20 protein-coding genes and 2 riboswitches are annotated in these 25,109 nt (G+C 35.2%); of the genes, 4 read left to right on the top strand and 16 right to left on the bottom strand.

All coding sequences use genetic code 11. The annotated features are described in order from the left end of the window. Nucleotides 1-394: 394 nt before the first annotated feature. From ptsG to LRP83_RS21640, 9 genes are all read right to left on the bottom strand, one after another. Nucleotides 395-2,458, bottom strand: a complete 2,064-nt coding sequence (gene ptsG / locus LRP83_RS21680; RefSeq protein WP_230498918.1) for a glucose-specific PTS transporter subunit IIBC — start codon at nucleotides 2,456-2,458, stop codon at nucleotides 395-397. A 254-nt stretch (nucleotides 2,459-2,712) separates the two neighbouring features. Beyond that, complete coding sequence (locus tag LRP83_RS21675) at nucleotides 2,713-4,041, bottom strand: NCS2 family permease (protein ID WP_230498917.1); 1,329 nt, start codon at nucleotides 4,039-4,041, stop codon at nucleotides 2,713-2,715. Nucleotides 4,042-4,164: 123 nt separating this feature from the next. Beyond that, nucleotides 4,165-4,266: riboswitch (purine riboswitch) on the bottom strand. Between the two features lie 367 nt (nucleotides 4,267-4,633). Next, a complete protein-coding gene (gene guaA, locus LRP83_RS21670) occupies nucleotides 4,634-6,178 on the bottom strand; it encodes a glutamine-hydrolyzing GMP synthase (RefSeq protein WP_230498916.1) in 1,545 nt (514 codons plus the stop codon). Between the two features lie 140 nt (nucleotides 6,179-6,318). Beyond that, a riboswitch (purine riboswitch) is annotated at nucleotides 6,319-6,420 on the bottom strand. Nucleotides 6,421-6,447: 27 nt separating this feature from the next. After that, nucleotides 6,448-8,637 carry a transglutaminaseTgpA domain-containing protein gene (locus LRP83_RS21665; RefSeq protein ID WP_230498915.1) on the bottom strand — a complete coding sequence of 730 codons (2,190 nt, stop codon included), beginning with the start codon at nucleotides 8,635-8,637 and terminating at the stop codon, nucleotides 6,448-6,450. Beyond that, complete coding sequence (locus tag LRP83_RS21660; protein WP_230498914.1) at nucleotides 8,634-9,851, bottom strand: DUF58 domain-containing protein; 1,218 nt, start codon at nucleotides 9,849-9,851, stop codon at nucleotides 8,634-8,636. Before LRP83_RS21660 ends, LRP83_RS21665 begins: the two co-directional genes overlap by 4 nt. Continuing rightward, on the bottom strand, nucleotides 9,852-10,808 hold the full coding sequence (locus LRP83_RS21655) for an AAA family ATPase (RefSeq protein ID WP_230498919.1): 957 nt from the start codon (nucleotides 10,806-10,808) through the stop codon (nucleotides 9,852-9,854). A gap of 332 nt (nucleotides 10,809-11,140) precedes the next feature. Next, the gene (locus tag LRP83_RS21650; protein WP_230498913.1) at nucleotides 11,141-12,007 is read right to left on the bottom strand and encodes a nucleoside-diphosphate kinase; all 867 of its coding nucleotides are present in this window, start codon (nucleotides 12,005-12,007) and stop codon (nucleotides 11,141-11,143) included. Between the two features lie 106 nt (nucleotides 12,008-12,113). Beyond that, nucleotides 12,114-13,379 (bottom strand): hypothetical protein, encoded by a 1,266-nt coding sequence (locus LRP83_RS21645; RefSeq protein WP_230498912.1) that lies wholly within the window; start codon nucleotides 13,377-13,379, stop codon nucleotides 12,114-12,116. A gap of 4 nt (nucleotides 13,380-13,383) precedes the next feature. After that, complete coding sequence (locus LRP83_RS21640; protein ID WP_230498911.1) at nucleotides 13,384-14,982, bottom strand: AAA family ATPase; 1,599 nt, start codon at nucleotides 14,980-14,982, stop codon at nucleotides 13,384-13,386. Nucleotides 14,983-15,274: 292 nt separating this feature from the next. On the opposite strand from LRP83_RS21640, the gene LRP83_RS21635 reads away from it, so the two are divergent. Beyond that, complete coding sequence (locus LRP83_RS21635; RefSeq protein ID WP_230498910.1) at nucleotides 15,275-16,225, top strand: PstS family phosphate ABC transporter substrate-binding protein; 951 nt, start codon at nucleotides 15,275-15,277, stop codon at nucleotides 16,223-16,225. Nucleotides 16,226-16,352: 127 nt separating this feature from the next. Here the strand turns inward: LRP83_RS21635 and LRP83_RS21630 are convergent, their stop codons facing one another. Then, the gene (locus LRP83_RS21630) at nucleotides 16,353-17,042 is read right to left on the bottom strand and encodes a response regulator transcription factor (RefSeq protein WP_230498909.1); all 690 of its coding nucleotides are present in this window, start codon (nucleotides 17,040-17,042) and stop codon (nucleotides 16,353-16,355) included. 260 nt (nucleotides 17,043-17,302) lie between these two features. Between LRP83_RS21630 and LRP83_RS21625 the strand changes: the two genes are divergently transcribed. Next, on the top strand, nucleotides 17,303-18,145 hold the full coding sequence (locus tag LRP83_RS21625; protein WP_230498908.1) for an EAL domain-containing protein: 843 nt from the start codon (nucleotides 17,303-17,305) through the stop codon (nucleotides 18,143-18,145). 44 nt (nucleotides 18,146-18,189) lie between these two features. Continuing rightward, nucleotides 18,190-19,083: a GGDEF domain-containing protein gene (locus LRP83_RS21620; RefSeq protein WP_230498907.1), complete on the top strand. Its 894-nt coding sequence runs from the start codon at nucleotides 18,190-18,192 to the stop codon at nucleotides 19,081-19,083. Nucleotides 19,084-19,203: 120 nt separating this feature from the next. On the opposite strand, the gene phoU is transcribed toward LRP83_RS21620, so the two are convergent. From phoU to LRP83_RS21595, 5 genes are all read right to left on the bottom strand, one after another. Further along, nucleotides 19,204-19,863, bottom strand: coding sequence for a phosphate signaling complex protein PhoU (gene phoU, locus LRP83_RS21615; RefSeq protein ID WP_230498906.1), 660 nt, complete (start codon nucleotides 19,861-19,863; stop codon nucleotides 19,204-19,206). A gap of 35 nt (nucleotides 19,864-19,898) precedes the next feature. Beyond that, nucleotides 19,899-20,693: a phosphate ABC transporter ATP-binding protein PstB gene (pstB, locus tag LRP83_RS21610; protein ID WP_230498905.1), complete on the bottom strand. Its 795-nt coding sequence runs from the start codon at nucleotides 20,691-20,693 to the stop codon at nucleotides 19,899-19,901. Nucleotides 20,694-20,712: 19 nt separating this feature from the next. Next, a complete protein-coding gene (pstA, locus tag LRP83_RS21605; RefSeq protein ID WP_230498904.1) occupies nucleotides 20,713-21,591 on the bottom strand; it encodes a phosphate ABC transporter permease PstA in 879 nt (292 codons plus the stop codon). Next, nucleotides 21,591-22,535, bottom strand: coding sequence for a phosphate ABC transporter permease subunit PstC (gene pstC, locus LRP83_RS21600; RefSeq protein WP_230498903.1), 945 nt, complete (start codon nucleotides 22,533-22,535; stop codon nucleotides 21,591-21,593). Before pstC ends, pstA begins: the two co-directional genes overlap by 1 nt. Before the next feature lie 70 nt (nucleotides 22,536-22,605). Next, nucleotides 22,606-23,571 (bottom strand): PstS family phosphate ABC transporter substrate-binding protein, encoded by a 966-nt coding sequence (locus LRP83_RS21595; protein WP_230498902.1) that lies wholly within the window; start codon nucleotides 23,569-23,571, stop codon nucleotides 22,606-22,608. A gap of 286 nt (nucleotides 23,572-23,857) precedes the next feature. Here LRP83_RS21595 and LRP83_RS21590 point away from each other — a divergent pair, with 286 nt between their 5' ends. Next, nucleotides 23,858-24,055, top strand: coding sequence for a hypothetical protein (locus tag LRP83_RS21590; protein WP_230498901.1), 198 nt, complete (start codon nucleotides 23,858-23,860; stop codon nucleotides 24,053-24,055). 122 nt (nucleotides 24,056-24,177) lie between these two features. On the opposite strand, the gene LRP83_RS21585 is transcribed toward LRP83_RS21590, so the two are convergent. Further along, nucleotides 24,178-24,651, bottom strand: coding sequence for a ferritin-like domain-containing protein (locus tag LRP83_RS21585; protein ID WP_230498900.1), 474 nt, complete (start codon nucleotides 24,649-24,651; stop codon nucleotides 24,178-24,180). Nucleotides 24,652-25,109 lie beyond the last annotated feature (458 nt).

The following is a 25,109-nucleotide window of genomic DNA, read 5'->3' as shown; positions in this document are numbered from 1 at the left end:
GCATGTATTAGGCACGCCGCCAGCGTTCGTCCTGAGCCAGGATCAAACTCTCCAATAAAGTGTTTGATTAGCTCATAAAGTTTACTCTGGCTTAGTTCCAACTTCCTTAGAAGAAAGTTTTCACTTAATTTGTTATTGTTTGGTTGTTTAGTTTTCAAAGAACAATTTCGTCCATCGCTCAAAAGCGACTTTATTAATATATCATTTCGTTATTACAATGTCAACAACTTATTTTTCGTTAATAACTTGTGTCGCTGTCGACTTAAACTATAATATCACCGCTATCACTCGAAGTCAACAATCCTATACATGGAAAATCCACCCATACGCAACAATAAAACTGCATTACTACTATAAAAAGAAACCGACCCTAATTTAGAGTCAGTTTTCTAACCTATTCCTTAACTATTTCAATTACATTTTCATCTTTATGATTAATATTACCTGTTTTATTAATACGTACACTTTCGCCTTGCCCCAAGTTTGTAAACACAATTGGAGTGATAACGGATGGAGCATTGTTTTTTATAAATTCTAAATCGAATTTTAATAAGGGTTGCCCTGCTTCTACCCGATCACCTTCAGATACTAACCCTTCAAAGCCTTCGCCTTTTAACTTGACCGTATCAATACCAACATGGATTAAGATTTCTCTTCCCGAATCTGATAATAAACCTAAAGCATGTTTCGTAGGGAACATATTAATTACTTTTCCGTTTACTGGTGACACGATCGTCCCCTCTGTCGGTACAATCGCAAAGCCATCACCCATCATTTTTCCAGAAAAAACTTGGTCGGGAACATCCGTAATTGGTTTAATTTCTCCCTTAATAGGCGAAATAAATCGATCATCGCCACGATGCTCTGTTTGTAGCGCTTCAGGATTCACCTCTTCAATTTGTTGTTCAACACCTTTTTCAGGAGCCTTTTCTACTGCAATTGGCTTTTTACCACTCATAATATCTTTCATTTGACCTTTAATCGTTTCAGATCGCGGGCCAAAAATTGCTTGAATGTTATTACCTACCTCTAGAACTCCCGCTGCGCCTAATTTCTTTAATTGCCCTTTATCTACACTCTTAACATCATTAACCGAAACACGTAAACGTGTAATACAAGCATCTAAGTGTGTAATATTTTCTTTTCCACCCATTGCATTTAAAATGTTATAAGGAAGATCTCCCGCTTTATTTGTAGATACTTCACCTTCATCCTCAGCAACTTCGCGTCCAGGAGTTTTTAAGTTAAACTTTCGAATAGCAATACGGAAACCAAAATAGTATATCACTGCAAAAACTAAACCTACTGGAATAACTAACCATGCATTAGTTTGCGGATTAATTAAACCAAATAAGATATAGTCAATTAATCCACCTGAGAACGTCATCCCGATTTTTACATCTAATAAGTGCATGATCATAAATGACAATCCAGCAAATACAGCATGAATCCCAAAAAGAAGTGGTGCTACAAATAGGAATGAAAACTCAATCGGCTCTGTAATACCTGTAAGGAAAGATGTTAATGCTGCCGATGCCATTAACCCTCCAACTAAAATCTTTTTTTCTGGACGAGCTTCATGATAAATCGCTAAAGCTGCTGCTGGTAGACCAAACATCATGAACGGGAACTTACCTGTCATAAAAGTACCTGCACTTAGGTTTTGTACATTATCTAGAATTTGAGCCATAAAAATCCTTTGGTCCCCACGAACTGTTTCTCCTGCTTTAGTTACATACTCACCAAACTCATACCAGAAAGGAGAATAGAAAATATGATGTAACCCGAAAGGAATTAAAGAACGTTCAATAACCCCAAACACAAAAGCTGAAGTGGTTAGATTAGCATGAACCATGTTTTGCGAGAATGCATTTAATCCATTCTGAATTGGCGGCCATATCAATAACATTAATAAACCAAGTAATATTGCCGTTCCAGCTGTAATAATTGGAACAAATCGTTTTCCTGCAAAGAACCCTAAATAGGAAGGCAATTCAATTTCATAAAACCTATTATAGAGGGCCGCTGCTATAATACCAACGATAATACCACCAAATACACCTGTCTGTAAGGTTGGAATCCCCAATACACTTGCATAGTTTAATCCATTTACATCTTCAGCTGTTATTCCTAAAGCGGTTCCCATTGTTACATTCATAATGAGGTATCCGATAATAGCTGCAAGACCTGCTACTCCTTCACCACCCGCTAAACCAACAGCAACACCTACTGCAAATAGTAAGGCAAGGTTACCAAATACTACATCCCCTGCACTTTGCATGACAGAAGCAACCATCCTCACACCATCGTTATTTAAGAATGGTGCTATATCTATTAATACTGGGTTTTTTAGTGCCGCACCTAAGGCAAGTAAGATACCAGCAGCTGGCAAGAGGGCTACAGGTAGCATTAACGCTTTACCTACTTTTTGCAAAACACCAAATGCGTTTTTAAACATCTGATTATTCCTCCTTTAATTTTTTTCACAAGAGGTAAAAAAGTCACCCTCAAATAAAGGATTACAAAAACAAATAAAAAAGGCATGAGAAAAAGAAATTATGAAAGGATAGATTTAAGGATAGATTACCCCAAATTTTCCATTTCAATTAACTTCTTTTACTCATGCCTACGTTAATTAGTAAACCAAAAGCCTTGCCTTGCTTTATACCAATTATAGTCAAGCATTTCTTTAGAACTGTTTTACATAGTACCCTATACTAAAAATATGAAATAACCTACGAAAACAGCAAACATGAAGTACATAATCGGATGAACTTCTTTCGCTTTTCCACTTACGATCATTGTTAATGGATAGAAAATGAACCCAGCAGCAATTCCTGTTGCAATACTATATGATAGAGGCATTGTAATAATCGTTAAAAAGGCTGGAACAGCAATTTCAAAGCGAGACCAGTTAATTTTCCCTAAAGAAGAGACCATTAATACCCCTACAATAATTAACGCAGGTGCCGTTACAGGCGCTGTCACTACTTCTAATAATGGAAAGAAAAATAGTGATAAAAGGAAAAATCCTGCCGTTACTAAAGCTGCGAATCCTGTTTTTGCCCCAGTCGCAACCCCTGCAGATGATTCAATATAAGATGTTGTAGTAGAAGTTCCTAAAACAGATCCTGCAATTGATGCAATTGAATCAGCGAATAATGCTCTACCAGCGCGAGGTAGTTTATTATCTTTCATTAATCCAGCCTGATTGGCAACAGCAACTAATGTACCAGCATTATCAAAGAAATCGACAAACAAGAATGTTAACACAATTCCCAACATAGCAGTTGTATAAAAAGAGCTATCTCCAAAGGATGAGAACACCGCTCCAAACGTTGGTTCTAAGCTTGGAACTGAATCTATAACTCCGTCTGGAGTATCAATTAAGTTAAAGATCATACCTACAATAACCGTAAGTACCATTCCAAAAAATACCCCACCCTTAACTCCTCTTGTCATTAAGATAACCGTAACAACAATTCCAAAAATCGCAAGCAATGTATTTGGGTTAGATAAATCGCCTAGACCTACTAAAGTGGCATCATTATTTACAATAATTCCTGCATTTGTAAAACCGACAAATGTAATAAACAATCCAATTCCAGCGCCAACCGCATGTTTTAAATCAATCGGAATCGCGTTAATGATTTTTTCACGCCAGCCAGACATTGTTAATAATAAGAAAAATACACCTGAAATGAATACCGCTCCTAGAGCATGCTGCCAAGGGATTCCACTACCTAATACTACTGTATACGCAAAGAATGCATTTAAGCCCATACCTGGCGCAAGTGCTAGTGGGTATTTCCCCAACAACCCCATGATGATGGATCCTATTGCTGCCGCCAAAGCCGTTGCAACGAATACAGCTCCGTAATCCATTCGCATCGAATCTGGTAAACCCTCAATATTTGCTAGAGTAAGAGTAATCGGATTGACGACTAGAATATAAGCCATCGCTAGAAAAGTCGTTAACCCTCCCATAAACTCGCGACGATAATTTGTTCCAAGTTCTTCAAACTGGAAATACTTCTTCACTATTTTTCCCCCTAAGTCTATAAAAATATAAAAAACGCTTCGGCTAATCTACCGAAGCGTTGACTAAAGGCATGTGTAAATAATAAGGGATTGGAATAATATAAGTGCATGTAAGACCCTTAAAGATTTAAACAATTACCTCGTAGTCAAGCTATTTACGGTAGCTCGGTAGAAACTTTTGGGCCATATTCCCAACATTATACGACGTAAATCGACATATTTAATTTCATCTTTATTATAACTAGATATTAATGCCTAGTCAATAGAAAAAACGAACATTTTTTAAATGTTCGTTTTAAACGTTCGTGTTTTTGGAGACATCCAGTCAGCGGTTAGCCCCTCGAGGGGAAAAATAGAACCCCTTTTTCCTGGGTCATAAGCCTCTCCATGAATGAAGGCAAACTACACCTTCTTTCATGGAGTGTCTTATGATTGTCGGGGCTGATCAAGCCGCTACCTCTTTTCCTTGTCTAGCTACAGCGGCTAGCCCCTCGAGGTCATAAGCCTCTCCGCGAATGAAGGCAAACTACGCCTTCTTTCACGGAGTGTCTTATGCTTGTCGGGGCTGATCAGGCCGCTTTCGCTTTTCCCGTTATTCCCACTCAATAGTTGCAGGTGGCTTACTCGTAATATCATAAACAACCCGATTTACATGTGGGACTTCATTAACGATTCGAGTTGAAATGACCTCGAGAACATCCCAAGGAATTCTAGCCCAGTCTGATGTCATCCCATCAATGGAAGTAACTGCACGTATCCCAATTGTATAGTCATAAGTACGAGCATCCCCCATAACCCCTACACTGCGGATATCAGGTAAGACAGTAAAGTACTGCCAAATCTCTCGTTCTAAGCCATGGTTTTTAATTTCTTCTCGTAAAATTGCATCTGATTCACGGACAATCTCTAGCTTATCTTCAGAAATTTCACCTAATACACGAATCCCTAAGCCCGGACCTGGGAATGGCTGTCTCCAAACGATTTCATCTGGAATACCAAGTTCTGTACCTAAAGCACGAACCTCATCTTTAAATAATGTACTAAGCGGCTCGATAAGCGTAAATTGCATATCCTCTGGAAGTCCACCAACATTATGGTGTGACTTAATCGTTTGTGCCGTTGCTGTTCCACTTTCAATAATATCGGTATAAAGTGTACCTTGAGCTAAAAATTCTATTCCCTTTAGCTTGGTTGCTTCATCATCAAATACATAAATGAATTCATTGCCAATGATTTTACGCTTTTGCTCAGGGTCAGAAACACCCTTCAACTTACTAAGGAATCGTTCCTTCGCATCCACCTTGATGACATTCATATGGAAACCTTCAGAAAAAGTCTTCATAACTCCTTCCGCTTCATCCTTACGCAATAAACCATGATCAACAAAAATACAAGTCAATTGGTCACCAATGGCTTTATGTATAAGTACTGCGACAACGGATGAATCCACTCCACCGCTTAATGCACAAAGTACTTGTTTATCCCCAACTGTTTCACGGATTTTAGCGATTTTCTCCTCGATGAAGTTTTCCATCGACCAATCGCCTAAACATTCGCAAACACTGAAAACAAAGTTCTTCAATAAATCATTCCCGTAAACGGAATGCAAAACCTCGGGATGGAACTGAACAGCATATAGATTTCGATCCATATTACTCATTGCTGCTATTGGGCAAGACGAACTCGTTGCATCTACTGTAAAATCACTCGGAGTTTCGACAACTAAGTCACCATGGCTCATCCAAACCACTTGTTGCTGTGGCAGGTCTCTGAAAAGAAGTGAATTATTTTTCACATCAATGCTAGCTTTTCCATATTCACGATGCTTTGCTTTCTCTACTTTTCCTCCGAAATGCAAGGTCATTAACTGCATTCCATAGCAAATCCCTAAAATCGGAATCCCTAATTCAAAAATCGCTTCGTCACATCGGAATGAATTTTCATCATACACACTGTTAGGTCCACCTGAAAAAATAATCCCTTTTGCGTTCATCCCTTTGATTTCTTCAGCTGTAATCGTATGCGGATGTAATTCACTATAAACCCCAAACTCTCGAATACGACGAGTAATTAACTGATTGTATTGACTACCAAAATCGAGCACGACGATCATTTCTTGATTCTGCACTTGTTTCATGACTGTTCACCACTTTCTAAAAATAACAATCGTATTATTCCCAAAACTTTGTTCAACTACTAAAAAAAAAGAAAAAAAACTAGAATCTGCCCTTCCATTAAAAAAAATAGAAAGGCAGAATTCTAGTTTCAGTTCAGTAAAAAAAGATTCCTGCCCTTCATAGTCAAATCATTTACGGTGATTCGGTAGAAACTTTCGATCCATATTATCGAGGATATACGAAGGTGCTATACAATTATTCATATTTTAACCGTAGGAACTTTTATAGGTCAAGCGATTGTCTTTTTAATTAAATTTTCCCATAATTCTTTTGTCTCTTCCCAAGTACCATTCTTTAGAGCACCTTTATATAGAAGAAGCTCATACCGGTCCGTTAATCGAGTCATTTCTCTTGTAGAGAAAAAGGTATCTACATACTTAGCATAATCTCTTAAGGTTTGATCAGATTTCCGTTTTAGTCCATATAATTCTAGTTGCTTTAATAACGCAACGTAGGCGAGACCAAAACTATCATCATTCTTTTTAAACTTAAATCGGAATAAAAGATAATGCGGTAACCAACGTGAACGCTTTCGGTAAATAATCACTGCCAATAGCGCTAACGCCAAACCAGTTATTAAAATCCATTCCCATTCATTTTTAAAGAACAGCTTTATTTTTAACCAAAACAATTTAAAAGAAAATGTAGAAGTAGCTTTATTATCCACTTCTTCTTTTCGATCAGGCTTAACAGGTTCTGGTTTTTTCACAGGGGCAGGCGTCTCAGCCTTTGGTGTTTCTTGCTTATACGTATCAAAATTTAAAGATACATTATTGCTGAAACCTGGCGTTGGTTCGAATGCTAGCCAACCTGAGCCTGGAAAATAAACCTCCAACCAAGAATGGGCATTATTGTTCGTAACTTCATATACTTTTCGGCTGTTGCTTCCAAGTTGCTTATATTCTCCACCTGAATAACCTTTTACCCAACGTGTTGGTATCCCTATGGTCCGAAGCATAACAGCCATCGAGGTTGAGAAGTTATCACAGTAACCTACTTTTGTATCAAAAAGAAATTGAGCTACATAGTCTTCATTACGTCCTGGAACGGCAACATCCTTCTGACTATACGAAAACATTGCTTGATCAAAATACCTCTCAACGGCCCTCACTTTATCAAACCAAGTTTCATGACCTTTGGTTATTTCTTCCGCTAGCTTCTTTACCTCTACTGGAAGAGTTGCAGGTACCTGGAGATATTTTTGAGTGAACATCCGATCTAATCTGGCCTGTTGGAAAGATGTTATTTGTTTTAGCTTTGTCACACTATACTTTGGAACCTTGTAAGACAGGCTGTAACGTCCAATGGTACTTCTATTATTTTCAAAATATATCTTCTCTATGGACGGGTCAAACTCTAGAAACTCCATGTCCAAAGCATGAGCTTGACGAACACCAAACGGATACACGAGATGAGGATACGAGATAAACGGTTCAATAATCGCTTCCTGTTCACGTACTTCCACATCACCTTCAAAATCATAAATCGGGACTACACTCTCAATTGGAAAAGTGATTCGTTCAGACTGCCTATCGGAAGCAATCCAGCCTTTACCTGTATAATAATCCTTCGTTTCCACCTTCCAATAATGCTTCGACTCCACTTCAGCCCTGAAAACGACTTTGTTATCGCCAACAAAATCTCCTCCTAGCTGTGAATCATCTACACCATAACCAATTGTCTTGGTCCCTCCCCCGCTTTTATCATTTAGTGATTTAATAAAAGGCACGGGATCTGGCCAAATTGGCTCAGCTTTTGGTGCAATTAATCCTACCGTTACACTTAGAACAATTAAACAAGATAATAACGTCATCCACCTTTTCGAAAAGGAAAAGTCTCTTCCGATGTTTTCCTTAGTCAAAATTCGATTCAACGTTAAAATCCCCATGGCTGCAAATCCAGTTACAATTGTTCTAATAATTGCTTCTTTAGCTGAATACGGAGTAAAAGTATCTAAAACCGTAATATAAATCAAGGTTACGACAAAAAACAGAAAGATTCGTTTCCGATTCAGGAGCCAATAATGAATTAAATACGTCATTAACCAAATTAACACGAAAAACATAATGGTACGAAACACATTAGTTAACTCTACCCATTCTCCAGCTAAAACTAATCCGAAGTTATTTATTATATCCGCGAAGATTCCCTTGAACCACGTTGGCGAAAAGAAAGCTTCTTCTAAATATAAAACATGCACACAACTAAGAATATAAAAAATTTTAATAGGAGAACTGATCCACATTCTTACATGGAAGAAAGCCATAACAAAGGAAAGGAAAATATAAAAGATAAACATATATAAATATCCTGTATCCGTTAATTCCTTTAGTGGTCGAATCCATTCCCATAGTAAAACAAAGCCAAAGGCATATAGAAAAAAGGTTCCCCAATCTCGCTTCGAGTTTACTGTCCTCATCCTCGGCTCACCTCCGAAAAGGCATTAGCAAACTGACCCTCGTGTACTAACACAACACGAATTCCTCTCGTCGATGCCATCGACTTTAAAGATAATTCATTGGAGGACAATGACCCTTTTGCTTCTTTCATAAGGAAAATGACGATTGTTCCTTTTCGTTTCGATAGAAAGCTTACTTTTTCGAGTAAAGGTTTCGTTAATTGTGCGGTCACTAAAAGAATAGAAGCATTTTGCTGCGTTAAAAAGCTTTCTAACTCTAGTGCACGATCTAATGGCAGTTTGCTAGTGTCTTCAATTTTAGCTAAATGATAAAAAATCTGATGCTGTTGCGCTTCTCCACCTCTTATTGGAAAAGAAGTCCGGTCAACACCATAACTAATAAGGCCAACTTGTGCTCCTTTACGCAGGATGGCCCTTACAATCGAGGCTGTAAACGAAACAACGAATTCAAAGCGATTATCTTGATTACAGTCCATTATTACTAATACATCATGAGATTGCCGTTGTTCAAATTCCTTTGTCATGATGTCATTTCGTTTGGCGGAGGCTTTCCAGTTAATCCAAGAGAAACGATCTCCTGGCTGGTATTCTCGAACACCAATCGCAATCGATGTATCCCGTTGTACGCGCTCGCGAGATGCAGTCATCCCTTGCTCATAATGATTTTCAAAAGGTCGATAAAGCATCTCCGTATAGGCAGGGTAAACAATGATTTGATTCGGTGTTGTCATTTTTTGCTCTTTTTCTATTAATCCTAACAGATCACCTGTTTTTAATCGCACCTCATGGAAAAGATGTTCACCTCGTGGTAAGTTTTCTAATTCATATTCAAAAGAGAATTCCTTTTTAAATCCAGGTATCAATATGATCTTAGATTTTTTCACTTGATGTGCGAAACTTAATCGCACAGGTAAAAGATCTTCCACCACAAGATATAAGAGTGGAAATCTAACTTTTCGGTTTAACTGAATTTGAACCTTAAGGGGCTCTCCTGCATGATAATCCGTCTTTGTTAATACTCTTTTAACCTCTATGTCTTTAAGAGGATAAAACGAGACAGCTAGACTTAGTAGAACAAAGGGTGAAAAACTAAAAAACAAAAACCAACTTACAAATCCACCTTGAAACATTGCATAGGAAAATGTAATCACTACTAACATGGACAATACTAGTAGCTTCCATGGTAATTGGATCCTTTCTATTACCTTTTTCATTTACTTCACAAGCCTTTGGACGGGGACAGGTACCCTGGCTATTACACGTTTGACAATTTCTTCAGCCGTAATCCCTTCAAATTTTGCTTCTGATTTTAGAATGAGACGGTGCGAAAAAACAAATGGTGCTAAATATTGAACATCATCTGGAAGCACATAATCACGGTTGTACATGAATGCATAAGCCTGACACGCCTTCATTAACGCAATCGAACCACGTGGACTTGCCCCTAGGTAAACGCTACTATGGGTACGGGTTTTCTGTGCAAGCTCAACTATATATCTTTTTATCGTTTCATCAACATACACATCTTTAATATCAAGCTGTAATTGCTTTAACTCTGATAAACTGACAACTGGCTCTAATTCTTCAATTGGTGGGGTCTTTTGAGCTCGATTTAAAACTTCCATCTCTTCATCCATTTCCGGATAGCCCATTTGCATTTTTAATAAAAATCGATCGAGCTGAGCTTCTGGTAATGGATACGTTCCTTCATACTCGATTGGATTTTGAGTAGCCATAACGAAAAACGGTTTATCCAAAATATGAGTCACCCCATCAATCGTTACGCTACTTTCCTCCATCCCTTCTAATAAAGCAGATTGTGTTTTTGGTGAAGTACGATTAATCTCGTCTGCTAAGATAATATTCCCCATAATCGGGCCTGGTTTAAATTGAAATTCCATTTCTTTCGGATTATAAATCGATACACCCGTTACATCTGATGGCAATAAATCAGGTGTAAACTGAATCCGTTTAAATTTTGCACTTACTGACTTAGCTAAAGCACGGACCATCATTGTTTTCCCTACTCCAGGAACATCTTCTAAAAGAACATGTCCATTCGCTAACAATGCTACTAAACTCAACTCAGCGACTGTTCGTTTCCCAATCATAACTTTTTCTATATTTTGAATGATTCTTTCTATTTGTGGATTCATTTGATTACGCACAATATGTTCCCCCTTACATATATTTACATGACAAATATCACTATTGATTATTATTCGGGATTTATTGGCAAATCCCTGTAAAAAATCTAGGATTTTGTTAGAGATTTAGATTTTGCCCATAAATATTAGACGTTTTTCTTAGTAAAAAGTTTCGAAATTTCTATAGGTGGATTTTTCCAAATAGAAATTGAACTGTTTAAGTAAAGAAGGTAGCTTATTATACATCCATCATTTTTACATTTCAGTCAAATAAAAAAGGCTTATATCCAAATGAAGGAAATAAGCCTAGCAAAGTTGCGCAAAGTAAATAAATTCAACAGTATCTACCTGTACTTTTAAAAGTTACTTGGCGCAAAAAACAAGGTTGTTTTTAATAAGCACAATTCCCATTTCGTGAGCTTTAGTCCAGTTTCAACAAAAGATCGAAATAGGGCATTAAAATCTATTTTAGTAAAGTATTTGTAGTCCGTAATGGTTTCCAATAAAATGTCTTCATGAATATCCTCATAAAACAAACGATATTCTTCCTTCAAGGTTTTGAACAGCCACACTTGCTTTTTGGAATTACTTACACTCAAGGCTTGGCGTATCTTATCGTCAAGATAGTCTCCATATTTCCTCTTCACCTTAGGACTCAAGTCCGAGACTTGAATACAATGCCTTTTAATTCGAAAATATACTTCTACCATATCAAGGTTACGTTCCTTTTTAGGTTTAACTAAGCACGGAGTACCCAATTGATCTAAACCTCTTAGCTTTTCAGCCGAGAAAAACAATGATGCTTCTCTTTTTGTTGCTTCTGTACAATCTGAAGAGTGAAATAAATTAAAAATCCTATTCATCGCTCCAAATGAGCTGCGAATTGTCTCACTCCTTGCGCTTTCAGGCTTGTTGTCACCCTTTAACTTTCGGTCAATCCAATCAGAAACCGATTTATAAGGCATTTCGTGTGTACCTTGAACGAGCACACATAAACTTTCTCCTAAATAAAAGAATTCCGATTCAAATTCCCACCACTTATCTGTAAAATCAATATTTTCATTCCAATATAAACTCCTGCATAAATCTGGTGTAATGGTCACATAGTTACAAGCAAGAATCTCTAATCCTTTTTGCTGTAGAAACGACAGAATTTCTTGTTCAAAATTCAAGTACACTGCATCAGGCTTGCATATGATGAAACCTATGTTATTCCAATTCAATATGATTAGCTCCTTCTCTGCCATATGAAACAATATATGAAAGAAAAGGATTAAATTCCTCATATCCGCATTATTAACACTGCCCAATTTCATTTTTGGAACAACATCAATTTGCATTTGTATAATGTTCCATTACCTTAAGCGTATTAAGATAATAAGCCATTATAACAAATTTACTCTCATTTACATTATATTCAGGGTTAAGTTCAAAATGGACTTCACTATATATTTCATACTCCGTCGGCAGAATTAGAGCATTATACGTTTCTAATTCATTGATTATATTTCCGTTTACATCTCTATTTGTTTCGAAGTGCTTTAATAAGAAGTAATAGGCTACTTGTTTATAATCCAATTTTGTTAGCTTTTGATAATATTTTGCGTCAAAGATATATCTTTTGTTATTTAAAATTAAATAATAATCCGGCTCGATACTAAACCCATTCATACCTCTCATATCTGGATAAGCTACCTTTTTTTCAAAGTGATTGTTTCTCGCAGAATCAGACCATTCTATTTCTAATCGATCATTTAATCCATAAAATTTGGTTCTTAAGTATTCCTTAATCATACTTTCCCAAATGAGATGAAAGGAGTAAATCTTTAATTGATAATTGCCACCTTTAGTCTTTTCCTGTTCAAAAAAGGAAATTAATGAATCCACCAGATGTTGATGGATATTTTTAAATAATGTTCGTTTCACTTTTTTGAGCTGTGTGATAACTAAAGAGGTATTTGAAAAATCAATATCCCTCGTATGTAAATTTGTTTTTTCCCCTTCCAAGAACAAAGAGAACCTCTCTAACGTCGAATCAATCACATAAGCCATACATTTACTAATAAATACATGCTGCTCGATATTTTCTTTAATGATTAGCGGCAAAAATAACAAGTTATGATTATTTATTATTTTGGGCGATTTATTCATCGTATCTTTCCAAGAAATTCTCCCCGCATAACCAAATTTCTTTATCTCTTTCTCATTAGTGAATAGTCCATACCTCTTATAGTATTTATATACTTCAAGAAAATCGATAAATGGATAATCCGAATTCAATTCATTTCTAATGCCTACATATTTATCATTTCTATTATTGACTGTTCTTTTAATGCAGTTAAATAAAATTCGAATATACTTATTTAGCATTACACTATTTTGAGGTAACTTTTCCAAATCAGTGGAACTGAAACTATGTTTCGGAAAGCTGATTAAAATCTTTTCGCTATTAAAAATAAATCCGACGAAATTATATCGCTCACCATCCTGATTGACTATGAAATCTTTCGGATCTAAACCGTTAGAAAACAGGTGATTTGTATTTGGATTTACAAACTCTCCATCTTGCACAACATAAAATTTGTTATTGTACATTTAGTTATTTACCTTCCATTAGATCGTTTGTTTCTATGATTTGATAGGTATTTAAGAATTCATTTGAAAAAATGTTTTGATATGCAGAAATCTTTATATAAGTCTCTCCAAAGCTACTAATGTCTGACTTAAAGAGAGAGGTACTGGAATATGAAACGGTTTCTATATCTTCATATAGGTATTGCAAAAGCTTGCCCTTAATTTGATTAAAGTTATATTCCGCATCAGCTTCGCGGAATTTAATAAAGAATTGACCAAGTTGTTTATCTTCTTTTAAGCCTAGCCCGCCATTCTCTTCTTTTTTGGTAATAAACGTATTTAATGATCGATATAATGTAGCCCAGTTTAATGTTATTTCATTATCTTTATCCTTTAATGTGAAACTAAAATTGTTAAGTGGTTGTCCTGATTCATCGTATACAATAGTATTTGCATTTACGTACTCAAATTCAAATCTTCTTTTAAAGGCAGTATCCATAACAAAGACATTTTGATCATTCGTATTCACTGTTCCAATAATGAATAAGTTTTTTGGAATGAAAATTTGCCGGTCCTCTTTGAATACATAATTTGAAATTAAATCATTGTTGATTCTATATTCACTTTCCCCTGTTACAACGTCTCTGTCTAGTAATTGAAATAAATCTCCGAAAACAGCCGCAACATTGGCGCGTGACATTTCTTCTAATATTAAAAATACTGGCTGATGATCCTTAACTCCATCTAAAAAAGCACGTTCAAGCGCTTTTGTAAAAATAGTAGGCACAAAGCCATACTCAATTTTCGTTTCAATCGAACCTTCTGAGATTGGAGTAACTACCGGCATAACTTGTCCTACAAAATCATAATAGCTAAATTCAGGATGTAAAGTGGTTCTAAAGACGTTTGGATGACCTTTCTTTTCATCAAAATTAGGAATACCATTTTCTCTTATAAATTTTTGTATACTAAATGATTTCCCTGTTCCAGGTGCACCAAAATAAATTTTATTTATACCATAATTAGTTAAAGTAGCTTGTTCCACTTGCTCTGTCACTTCATCAGCTAAATCATCAGGTACAGTCTCATCTCTACTAATTAATCTACTATCGAAAAAGCTAATATATGGCTCAAAATACTCAAAACCATTGTCTGTATTTTTGAAGATAGCAGCTTGAAGGATACTCTTCGTACTATGCTCCGTTTTATTTAACTTTTTAAAATGGACTTCAGGATGTTCTTCTAGAAAATCATATACACTCCTGATATCAATTCTACCTCCAGCACTACTCCAATCACTTTCTAACGAAACGATGTAGTCACTCGGTTTAATATGATTGAATTTTAGAGTGGTTTCATCATGGGAACAATGGACAAAGCAAAAGAATCGTTCATTATTATTTAAGGATTCGTTGACTTCCTGAAGGATTTTTTCCGTGAACACCCTAATTTGAGGTTTAGCACGGTCAGTTCCTGTAACAGTTGATTTTAATACCAATATATTTACATTTTCATTTAAAATCTGAACAGTGATTTTCGCCCAATTGTTCGCTTGATTTGTAGTATCTTCTACTATATTTAGTTCACTTTTGATTTGGTTTACTGCATCAATAAATGTCCGCATTTTACTCTTCTCCTTTACAACCATTTTTAAAATGTCTTATTATCCATTTTAATGTTTTTCTAATACCTTTTACAATTTTGTTAAATGCATTGAAGTCACATATTAGTGCATTGTAACCCTCTCCCTTTTTAGAATCCTCCATTATTTATGATTTTTCCGACTTTCATTGTTTCTTCTACATAATTTTCTAAATTTATAAAATCTTTACAATACGTTAAAACCAGATTAATAGTTGAGGTTTAATATTCTAACTGTGAGAATAATCATCTAAATCACTTAGGGGGAAATAGAAATGACAAGCTTAAAAAAGTTAGCACTTTCAGTCATGATGGGTGGGGTGTTGGTTTTCTCTGCAGCATGTGGACAAGAGGAATCAAAATCTAACTCTGACACAGAAAACAAGCAACTTTCAGGAGAAGTTAAAATTGACGGTTCTTCAACGGTTTATCCAATTATGGAAGCTATCGCTGAAGAATATTTATCGGTACAACCTGATGTTAAAGTATCAGTTGGGTTGTCTGGTACTGGTGGAGGCTTTAAGGCATTTATTGCTGGTGAAACCGATATGAGTAATGCCTCTCGACCTATTAAAGACGAGGAAAAAGCTCAACTTGAAGAGGCAGGAATTGATTTTACAGAGATCAAATTAGCTTTTGACGGTCTTTCTGTTGTCATTAACAAAGACAATACATGGGTTGATCATTTAACAATTGATGAGCTAAAGAAAATGTGGATTGAAGATGGTACGACCAGAAAATGGTCTGATATTCGTGAAGGTTGGCCAGAAGAAGAAATTAAATTCTACTCTCCTGGTACAGATTCTGGTACTTTTGACTACTTCGATGAAGTAATCCTTGATGATCAACCAATTGTTGAAAAGGCAACATTATCTGAAGATGATAACATTCTAGTTCAAGGTGTTACGGGTGAAAAAAATGCGATTGGTTACTTTGGCTATGCTTACTATTTAGAAAATAAAGATAAACTAAAGGTTGTACCAATCGATAGTGGTAGCGGCCCTGTAGAACCAACAAATGAAACAATTGAATCTGGTGAATATGCTCCGTTATCAAGACCATTATTTACTTATGTTAAAAATGATTCAGTTTCTAAAGAAGATGTGTATGATTATACGAAATTCGTAATTGAAAACGCAGCTGATTTATCCGAAGAAGTAGGCTATGTTCGCCTTCCAGAGGAGGAATATACAAATGCACTTGAAACGTTAGAGGGATTAAAATAATTGTTTATTTCAAAATAGGAAGCATATTAAATATGCTTCCTATTTTGTGTGCCTTTTTTCAAAACAAAAAACAGGCACCATCTATTACTCGATGATGCCTCATTTAAACAGCGCAGGGTTTACTTCTTTAATTTCGAGGCTCGTCAAAACGGTATCCATAACCTTTTATCGTTTTTATGTATTGAGGCTTTTTTGGATTTTTTTCTATTTTTCTTCTTAGATGACTGACCATTACATCAACAATTCTGCTGTCACTCGTATAATCATCGCCCCAAATACATTTTAAAATTTCCTCTCTCGAAATAATCTTTCGTTCTATTATGAGCAAAAGCACTTGTAATTCTCTTTTTGACAAATTAACCTTATGCGTTTTTAAATCTATCATATATTCATTTGAATTTAGGACAAAATCTCCTATTTTAATTTGATCTGTTGGGGCATTATCCTTCATCTCGATGCGTCTTAGGATAGCTTTTACTCTTGCCTCTAATTCTCTTGAGTGAATGGGCTTTGTTAGGTAGTCAGCTGCCCCCATATTAAATGCAAAAAGGAGATCTTCTTCTTTTTTTGATGAACTTATCATGATGATGGGAGTAGACCATATATGTCTATTATTTTCTTCATTGAAGTTCTTTTCAGAAAGGAGAAATAGATGGAAATTAAAAATAATTAAGTCAGGTTTCATGTGAACAATAGCGAAAAGTCCTTCTTTATTATCTGAGAATGTATGAACGGAAAACTGTAATTGTTCTAACCGCTCTTTTAGTCTTTGATAATTATTTAATTCTGTATCTATTATTAGTATGGTATTTTTCATCTAATCGATCTCCGAATAATTAGTAGTTTTTTGTCCGTTCTTATTCGATATCTCTTAATCTACTATACTTAATGAATTTAAAGAGAAGATTAAAATTTTGTAAAGATTTCAAAAATACAAACTTTACTCGAACAGCGTTACTACCTTGAAGTACTTTCTATTGAAATTACAAAATTTACAATATCTTAAAATTCACTTTACAACTGTTATGTATGATTAAATGAACTGGTATTTCTCAAAAAAAGAAAAGGGAGTCCTATATGTATAACAACCAGAATTTAAATAGTAATGCTCTCTTCTCATACTTTGTCTTTTTACTAAAGAAAAGAAAAAGTGGACTGGACGATTTATTGAAATATCGTGAGTTAATCAAGATAATGAGGAGCGATGCTTTGACTACCTTTTTTCAACCGATTATTGATTTAGACTCAGATAAAATCGTCGGATATGAGGCTTTAAATCGACCACCATTTTCTAAATATTTCCCTTCAACAGATCATTTTTACGAATACATAGGAAATACAAATCAAGTGTTTCTATTTGAATTATTTTGTAGAAATACCTCACTTAAAAAGTATTCTTCTAATTTGAAAGAGACACCTTGCGAAAAAGATAAATTATTATTTATTAACATCCATCCAGATGTTTTAATTGATTCCAATTATAGACCAGGAGAAACCATTCAGTTATTGCAGGAGTTTGATTTAAAACCTAGCCAAATTGTCTTTGAATTAACAGAAAAGAAAGCTGTTACCGATTTTGAAATGTTTGAGAAAGTGCTTAATAATTATCGTTCACAGGGGTTTCGACTAGCGATTGATGATGTTGGGACAGGCTATAATAGCTTGAAAACAATTATCCATCTGCGTCCTGAGTTTATTAAATTAGACAGGTCGCTCATTCATAACATTGTTGATAATGTGTCACAGCAAAAATTGGTCAGCTTGCTTCTGAATTTTGCTAATCAATCGAATACGTCAGTTATTGCTGAAGGTATTGAACAACTAGAGGATTTATACTTTTTGAAACAAGAAGGTATTCATCTGGGGCAAGGCTATGCTCTTGGTAAACCTCATCCTAAAATAAACAGTAATTTAGTATAGGCTTAAAATAGAATCTACTTGAAACTAATCAAGGGGGGAATCTAATGGCAGGATTAATAGGAGAAATAGCTGAATTAGTTCCAACAGTCCATGCCCTCGCTTCCAATCAACAAATCGATGGATTGTTCAAACAAGATATGAAGTGCTCAGGAATTGTAGTAGTGGAAAAGGATGTCCCGATTGGGCTTGTGACTCGAACTAATTTTTATCAAAAATTGGGCTCTCTATATGGATATAACTTATATATTGGTAAATCCATTGAACTACTAATGAATACACACATATTAATAGTTGACTATGCTACTTCCATTATTGAAGTGAGTAAATTAGCAATGCAAAGGGCAGAAGAAGAACTATATGATTATGTTATTATCACAAAATATGGTCTTTTTGTTGGTGTTGTAAGCATCAGTCGTTTACTAATGAAGTTTGCCGAGGTCCAAACTCAAATAGCCAGCTATTTAAACCCCTTAACGGGTTTACCAGGAAATTTATTAATAGATGAACAGTTAAACGATCTTCTTGAAAAAGAAGCATTCACTGTTCTTTATATTGATATTGATTATTTTAAAACATACAACGATATCTATGGTTTTACAAAAGGTGATCAAGTAATAAAAGCTACAGCGTCTTTGCTTCAAGGTATCGTTAAAGAAGCAAACGGATTTTTAGGCCATATTGGTGGAGACGATTTTCTCGCAATCCTATATCATTACGATTATGAAAAATGCTGTCACTCCATTATTCAAAAGTTTGATCAGTTGCTTCCTACTTTCTATTCCCAAGAACACTTAGAGCAAAAATTTGTTTTTTCCGAAGATCGATCGGGGATTGAAAGGAAAATCCCACTGTTATCTCTATCCATTTCAGTAGTCACGAATCAAGGGAAAAGACTTATTTTCAAAAAGATGAAATCGTTCATCAAGCGACAGAAATAAAAAGGATATGTAAATCTACTCCTGGTAGTTGCTATCTTGATTCCAGCCACTTATCCCTTTCAATGCCAAAGTAAGTAAGAAAAAATAGAGGAGTAGGATATTTTTACTCCTCTATTTTTGTTAAGTATTCAAATCATATCTTTTTCCTTTAACCATGTAAAAAACATGCTCGGCAATATTCGTCATATGGTCAGCTGATCGTTCTAGATATCGGCAAATAAATGAAAGTTGGGTTATTTGGGATCTAAATTCAGGTTTCTCTAAATTAATTTGCAGTAACTCCTTAATTGTTTCACCATATAGAGAATCTACTTCATCATCCATTTTTGATACTCTTTTGGCTTTATCTAGATCCTCTTCGTTGTATGACTCTATTGATAAACGTAGCATGTCGCGGTTAAGATCATACATTTTTTTTATATGTACAATGGGTTTAATTAATGGTTCATTTCCAATGCGGATGGTAGACTTAGCTATATTAACGGCAAAATCAGCTATGCGCTCAATATCAGTGGCTATTTTGATTGCGACAATTACTCTTCTTAAATCAATTGCTACCGGTTGTTGTTTGGCTATTAGCAGCATAGCAGCATCATTAATTTCCTCCTCTAAAATATTTGCTTTTGTATCTTCTTCCATAATCTTTAAAGCTAAATCAACATTTTGGGACTCTAATGCTATTACCGCCTTCTCTAAAGCATCAATAGAAAAATGACCTAACTCCGTTAATTTATTTTGAAGTTCTTTTAATTCTGTATTATATTTTTCTCTAATTGCCATTCATGAAGTCTCCTTTCACTGCATAATGATAAATTTTATCCAAATCTTCCTGTTATATAATCTTCTGTTCTTTTATCAGAAGGAGTAGAAAAGATTTTATTAGTTAAATTAAATTCAATGACTTCCCCACTTAAAAAGAAAGCTGTTTTATCAGAAATACGAGCAGCCTGCTGCATATTATGCGTAACGATGATAATACTAAAATTTTGTTTTAATTCTTGTACAAGTTCCTCTACCTTTAATGTTGAAATAGGATCAAGAGCAGATGTTGGTTCATCCATTAATATAACATCCGGTTCAATCGCTAAACATCTCGCAATACATAATCTTTGCTGTTGTCCTCCTGATAACCCATAAGCATTTTGATTTAACCGATCTTTTACCTCGTCCCAAATTGCCGCACCTTTTAAGCTTTTTTCGACGATTTCATCTAATATTTTTTTATCACGTATCCCATGGATTTTAGGACCATACACTACATTTTCATAAATGGATTTTGGAAATGGATTGGGTTTTTGAAAGACCATTCCAACTTTTGTACGGAGATCCTCCACTTTGTAGGATCTATCCAAAATATTTCTTCCCCTATAAGAAATTTCACCTGATGTTTTCACTCCAGGAATAAGCTCAATCATTCTATTTAACGTTTTGATATAGGTTGATTTACCACATCCAGATGGTCCGATAATGGCAGTAACTTCATTTTCGTTTATATCAAGATTAATGTTTTTTAGGGCATGATTTTCACCGTACCATAAATTAAGTTCTTTCGTTTTATATACGTTTTCTCTATTTGTTTCATCCGATATATGTTCGATTACACTTGCCATTGATTAGCCTCCAATCCTATTAATAACGCTTTTGATATTTATTTCTTATTAATACAGCAATTGAATTCATAATAATAAGCATAATTAACAAAACAATAATTCCGGCAGCCGCTAATGCATGAAATTCTTCTTGTGGACGACTTGTCCAGTTATAAATTTGCATTGGTAAAACGGTGAACGTATCAAAAACAGTTTTAGGTAAAAAAGCAATAAACAATGGCAGTCCTAGAACGACAAGTGGAGCTGTTTCCCCGATAGCCCGTGAAAGTGCTAAAATACCTCCAGTTAAAATACCAGGAATGGCTGCAGGCAATACCACACGAACAATAGTTTGCCATTTAGTAGCCCCCATACCGAACGATGCTTCTCGTAAATTTTTGGGAACTGAACGAATAGCTTCCTGGGAGGCAACGATTATTACCGGAAGAATAAGTAAGCTCATGGTTAATCCAGCAGCTAGAACACTAGTGCCTAAGCCAAGAGCACGAACAAATAAAGTTAAACCAAGCAACCCAAAAACAATGGATGGTACACCCGCTAAGTTTGAAATATTTACTTGGATAAAATCAGTAAATCTATTTTTCTTGGCGTATTCTTCTAAGTAAAGAGCTGTTCCTACACCAAGTAATAAAGACAGTGGTGCTGTAACACCAACTAACCAAATTGTTCCTATCAGAGCTGTTTTAATCCCAGCTCTCTCAGGCCTTCTCGAAGGTAAGTTTTGAAGAAAATCTAAATTTAAATAGTGAGCTCCTTGAGTGAGTATCCGATACAGTAAAATCCCTAAAATAAGTAAACCAAACATTGTAGCAATAAAAAATATTACTTTGTAAACTTGGTTCTTAACTAACCTTTGGTTCATATGTCCGACAACTTTTGTATGATCAATTAATTTCATTAATATTCCTCCCTAAAACGCTTAGAAATATATTGTGCAAGGAGATTCATTAATAGGGTAAAAACAAATAATGTCATTCCAACTGCATAGATACTATAATAGATAGTCGTTCCATATCCAGCATCACCCGTACTTACTTGAACAATATAGGCTGTCATTGTTTGAATCGAACTTGTCACATCCCAACCCCATGTAGGCGTTGATCCACCTGCAACTGCGACAATCATCGTCTCCCCGATTGCTCTTGAAATGGCTAATACAATGGAAGAAACGATTCCTGAAATAGCTGCTGGCAAGACAACTTTCATCGAAACCTCAAATTTCGTTGACCCAAGCGCTAAAGCACCTTCCCTCATCGAATTGGGGACGGAAGTCATTGCATCTTCTGACAGAGAAGCAATCATCGGTGTAATCATAATACCAATCACAATTCCTGGACTTAGTGCATTAAAAATTTCTAATGTCGGAATGAACTGACGGAGTATTGGTGTCACAAAGGTTAAAGCAAAAAACCCATAAACAATCGTCGGAATTCCTGCTAAAACCTCTAAAATAGGTTTAATAATTCTTCTTGTACGTTCTGATGCATATTCACTTAAAAATACTGCCGAGGCCAAACCAATTGGAACAGCAACAATAATAGCAATTAACGTCACCCTTAACGTTCCTGACACTAACGGAAGGATTCCATAAGTACCTTTTGTCTCTGAAAATGGGTACCATTTTTTCTCCGTAATAAATTCAATAAATGAAACCTTTGAAAAAAAAGTAAACGTTTCAAAAATTAACGTGAATACAATCCCTAATGTGGTTAATACAGATAGTACAGCAGTAAATAATAAGATAAAAGGGACTAATTTTTCAATAATCGTATGTGCACTTTTGTTTTTTTTCTTTTCTTCAATTAGTTTTTGAATAGAGAAAGAACCTTTTTCTGAAACCATTAAGTGACCCCCGTTTTTACAAAAAAATGAGAAGCATATATGATATGCTCCCCATTAATTACTATTAATATCACTTCAGTCCTTCTAAAGTTTCAAGGTCTTTCTGATACTCTTCCTTTGGAAGACGAACATATCCAACATCTTCTGCTAATACTGAAGCATTTTCAATGAGAAACTTAGCATAGTCATATACTTCCGCTCTTTTTACTGACTCATTTTTTACATATGTGTATAAGGGTCTTGATAAAGGAGCGTATTCACCTGACTCAATTGTTTTATTTGTTGGTTCTACAGGTCCTTTACCCCCATCAATCGGTACAATTTTTACATTTTCCTTATTTTCTAAATAGTAGGCAAAGCCAAAGTAGGCAATTCCGTTTTTATCACCTTTAACACCTTGAACTAGAATGTTATCATCTTCAGATAATGTTGCCTTTTCAACAATTGGTTGATCATCTAAAATAACTTCATCGAAGTAGTCGAAAGTTCCTGAATCTGTACCAGGTGAATAGAATTTAATTTCTTCATCTGGCCACCCCTTACGTATATCAGACCATTTCTTTGTCGTACCATCTTCAATCCACATTTTCTTTAGCTCATCAATAGTTAGATAATCAACCCAATTGTTGTCCTTATTAACAACAACGGACAGACCATCAAAAGCTAATCTTATCTCGCTATATCCAATGCCTTTCTTTTCTAATTGAGCTTTTTCTTCATCTTTAATCGGACGAGAAGCATTACTCATATCGGTTTCTCCTGCAATGAATGCTTTAAATCCTCCACCTGTACCAGATAGTCCAACTGATACTCTTACATCTGGTTGAACCATTTGATATTCTTCTGCAACAGCTTCCATTATTGGATATACGGTAGAAGAACCATCTATTTTTATCTCTCCTGATAGTTGCTTATTTCCTTCGCCTGCACCTGTAGTTTTTCCTGCATTCTCGGTTCCACCGGTACCGCATGCTGTTGCAATAACTAAGAGTCCACTCATAATCGCTGTTATGACTAAATTTTTATACCTATTCATTTAATATTCCTCCCAGGATCCTTCGACGAATTTTCTTACCTAAATAAAAATGCTTTCACTGTTTTAGGAGTTATCTATTTTTAATGCTTTATGAAGTTTATTTTGTTCAAAAATATAAAAATTACCCTATTAAATAGTAAAAATTACCCTTAAATAATGTTCTGAATAAATTTTTGCTTTTAGTTAATCATATCTCTTATCTCCCCCATTTAAGGCTATCAATAATATTGATAGCGTTTTTTCATTTCTTTTAATTAAACTAATTTAATAAAATGAGGCGATAATATTGTCAAAAGAAAATCAAAACAAACTTTCGACTAATGAAGCAAACTTAAAAATCAATGATCGATTCAACGACTTTAATGAACGTTTTTCTTCTGAAGTAATTTCTAATTCCGATGAGGCTAATCAAGAAATTCAGGAACAATTTTATGACAACACGGAAGAAAAGAAAATCATTTACTCCCCTTACATGTCTCAATAACTTGTAAAAAAAAGAGGCCGGCTTCTCTTTAGAAACCGGCCTCTAAACTCAATTATTTTTTATATTAAAGTTATTAATAGGTTTTAAATTTGTAGCAATTGAAATGGCTTTAAGGAAGAGATTTATTTGTTTAACGTAAATAAGTAGTTATACTTTGATGCGTGCTTTATCTCATCTGTTATAATCAGAAACAGTGCATCCTTATAGGCTACTGGTAAACATTCTCTAATCGGCCGATATTCTTCAACTGCATGTAATTCCCCAAACAAAGCCTGTTTAATACCATCAATATACGAGGTTGGTCTTTTAAACTGAGGTTCACTTGTTATCTGTATTTCTTGTCCAGTAAGGTCCCTATAAATTCTTCTAAACATTTGATTATGTTTTCTTTCGTCATCTCTAATTGATGAAATAATTTGTTTTTGTTCTTGTGTTGGTGCATTTGAAATCAAATATTGATAAAAAAGCTCATCGTGTCGCTCGTCTTGAACCGCCTTCGAAACTCTCTGCAAACATTGTTGACTAACCCCTGTTGTCATAGGCGTTTGTCTAAAACCATATTGATAATAATCTGGATAATTATAATTTTGAAACACAGATATTCCTCCCTAAATTCAAGTAGAACACTGCATAATATATTCTGTGGTTTTCCTTTGGTGAAGATGATGAAAAAAGGGGGTCCCCCAAAAAGTTCTAACGGGTTCTCTATTAAAGTGCAAATCTTAAATAACATAGTAACTTAACTAGGTTGGTTTTTAGTCAAATGCGGTTGGGGAGACTAGAGAGGATCTGTTCCAATCAGTTGGGAGATTCAAATAAAAGGTCCAGCCGATAAATAGACGGAAAAATTCCGCTTAATTAGCATATAGCACTGAAAATAGCATAAATAGACGGATATATTCATTCTATTGACTCGAAATACATGAAAATGGGGGATTTTTCTTGGCATAAGCGGAAAACTTCCCCTTATATCCCCCGAAAAGAGCTCTATTCTGAATTTAACCGGAAAATCTCCGCTTATTTCTTACGATTAGTCAAGTGTATTTCGTTAATT

This window comes from Pseudoneobacillus rhizosphaerae, from assembly GCF_917563885.1.
In the GTDB taxonomy this organism is placed as follows: Bacteria; Bacillota; Bacilli; order Bacillales; family Cytobacillaceae; genus Pseudoneobacillus; species Pseudoneobacillus rhizosphaerae.
The sequence above is the reverse complement of the archived record's forward strand: the minus strand, read 5'-3'. Positions and strand labels throughout refer to the sequence as shown.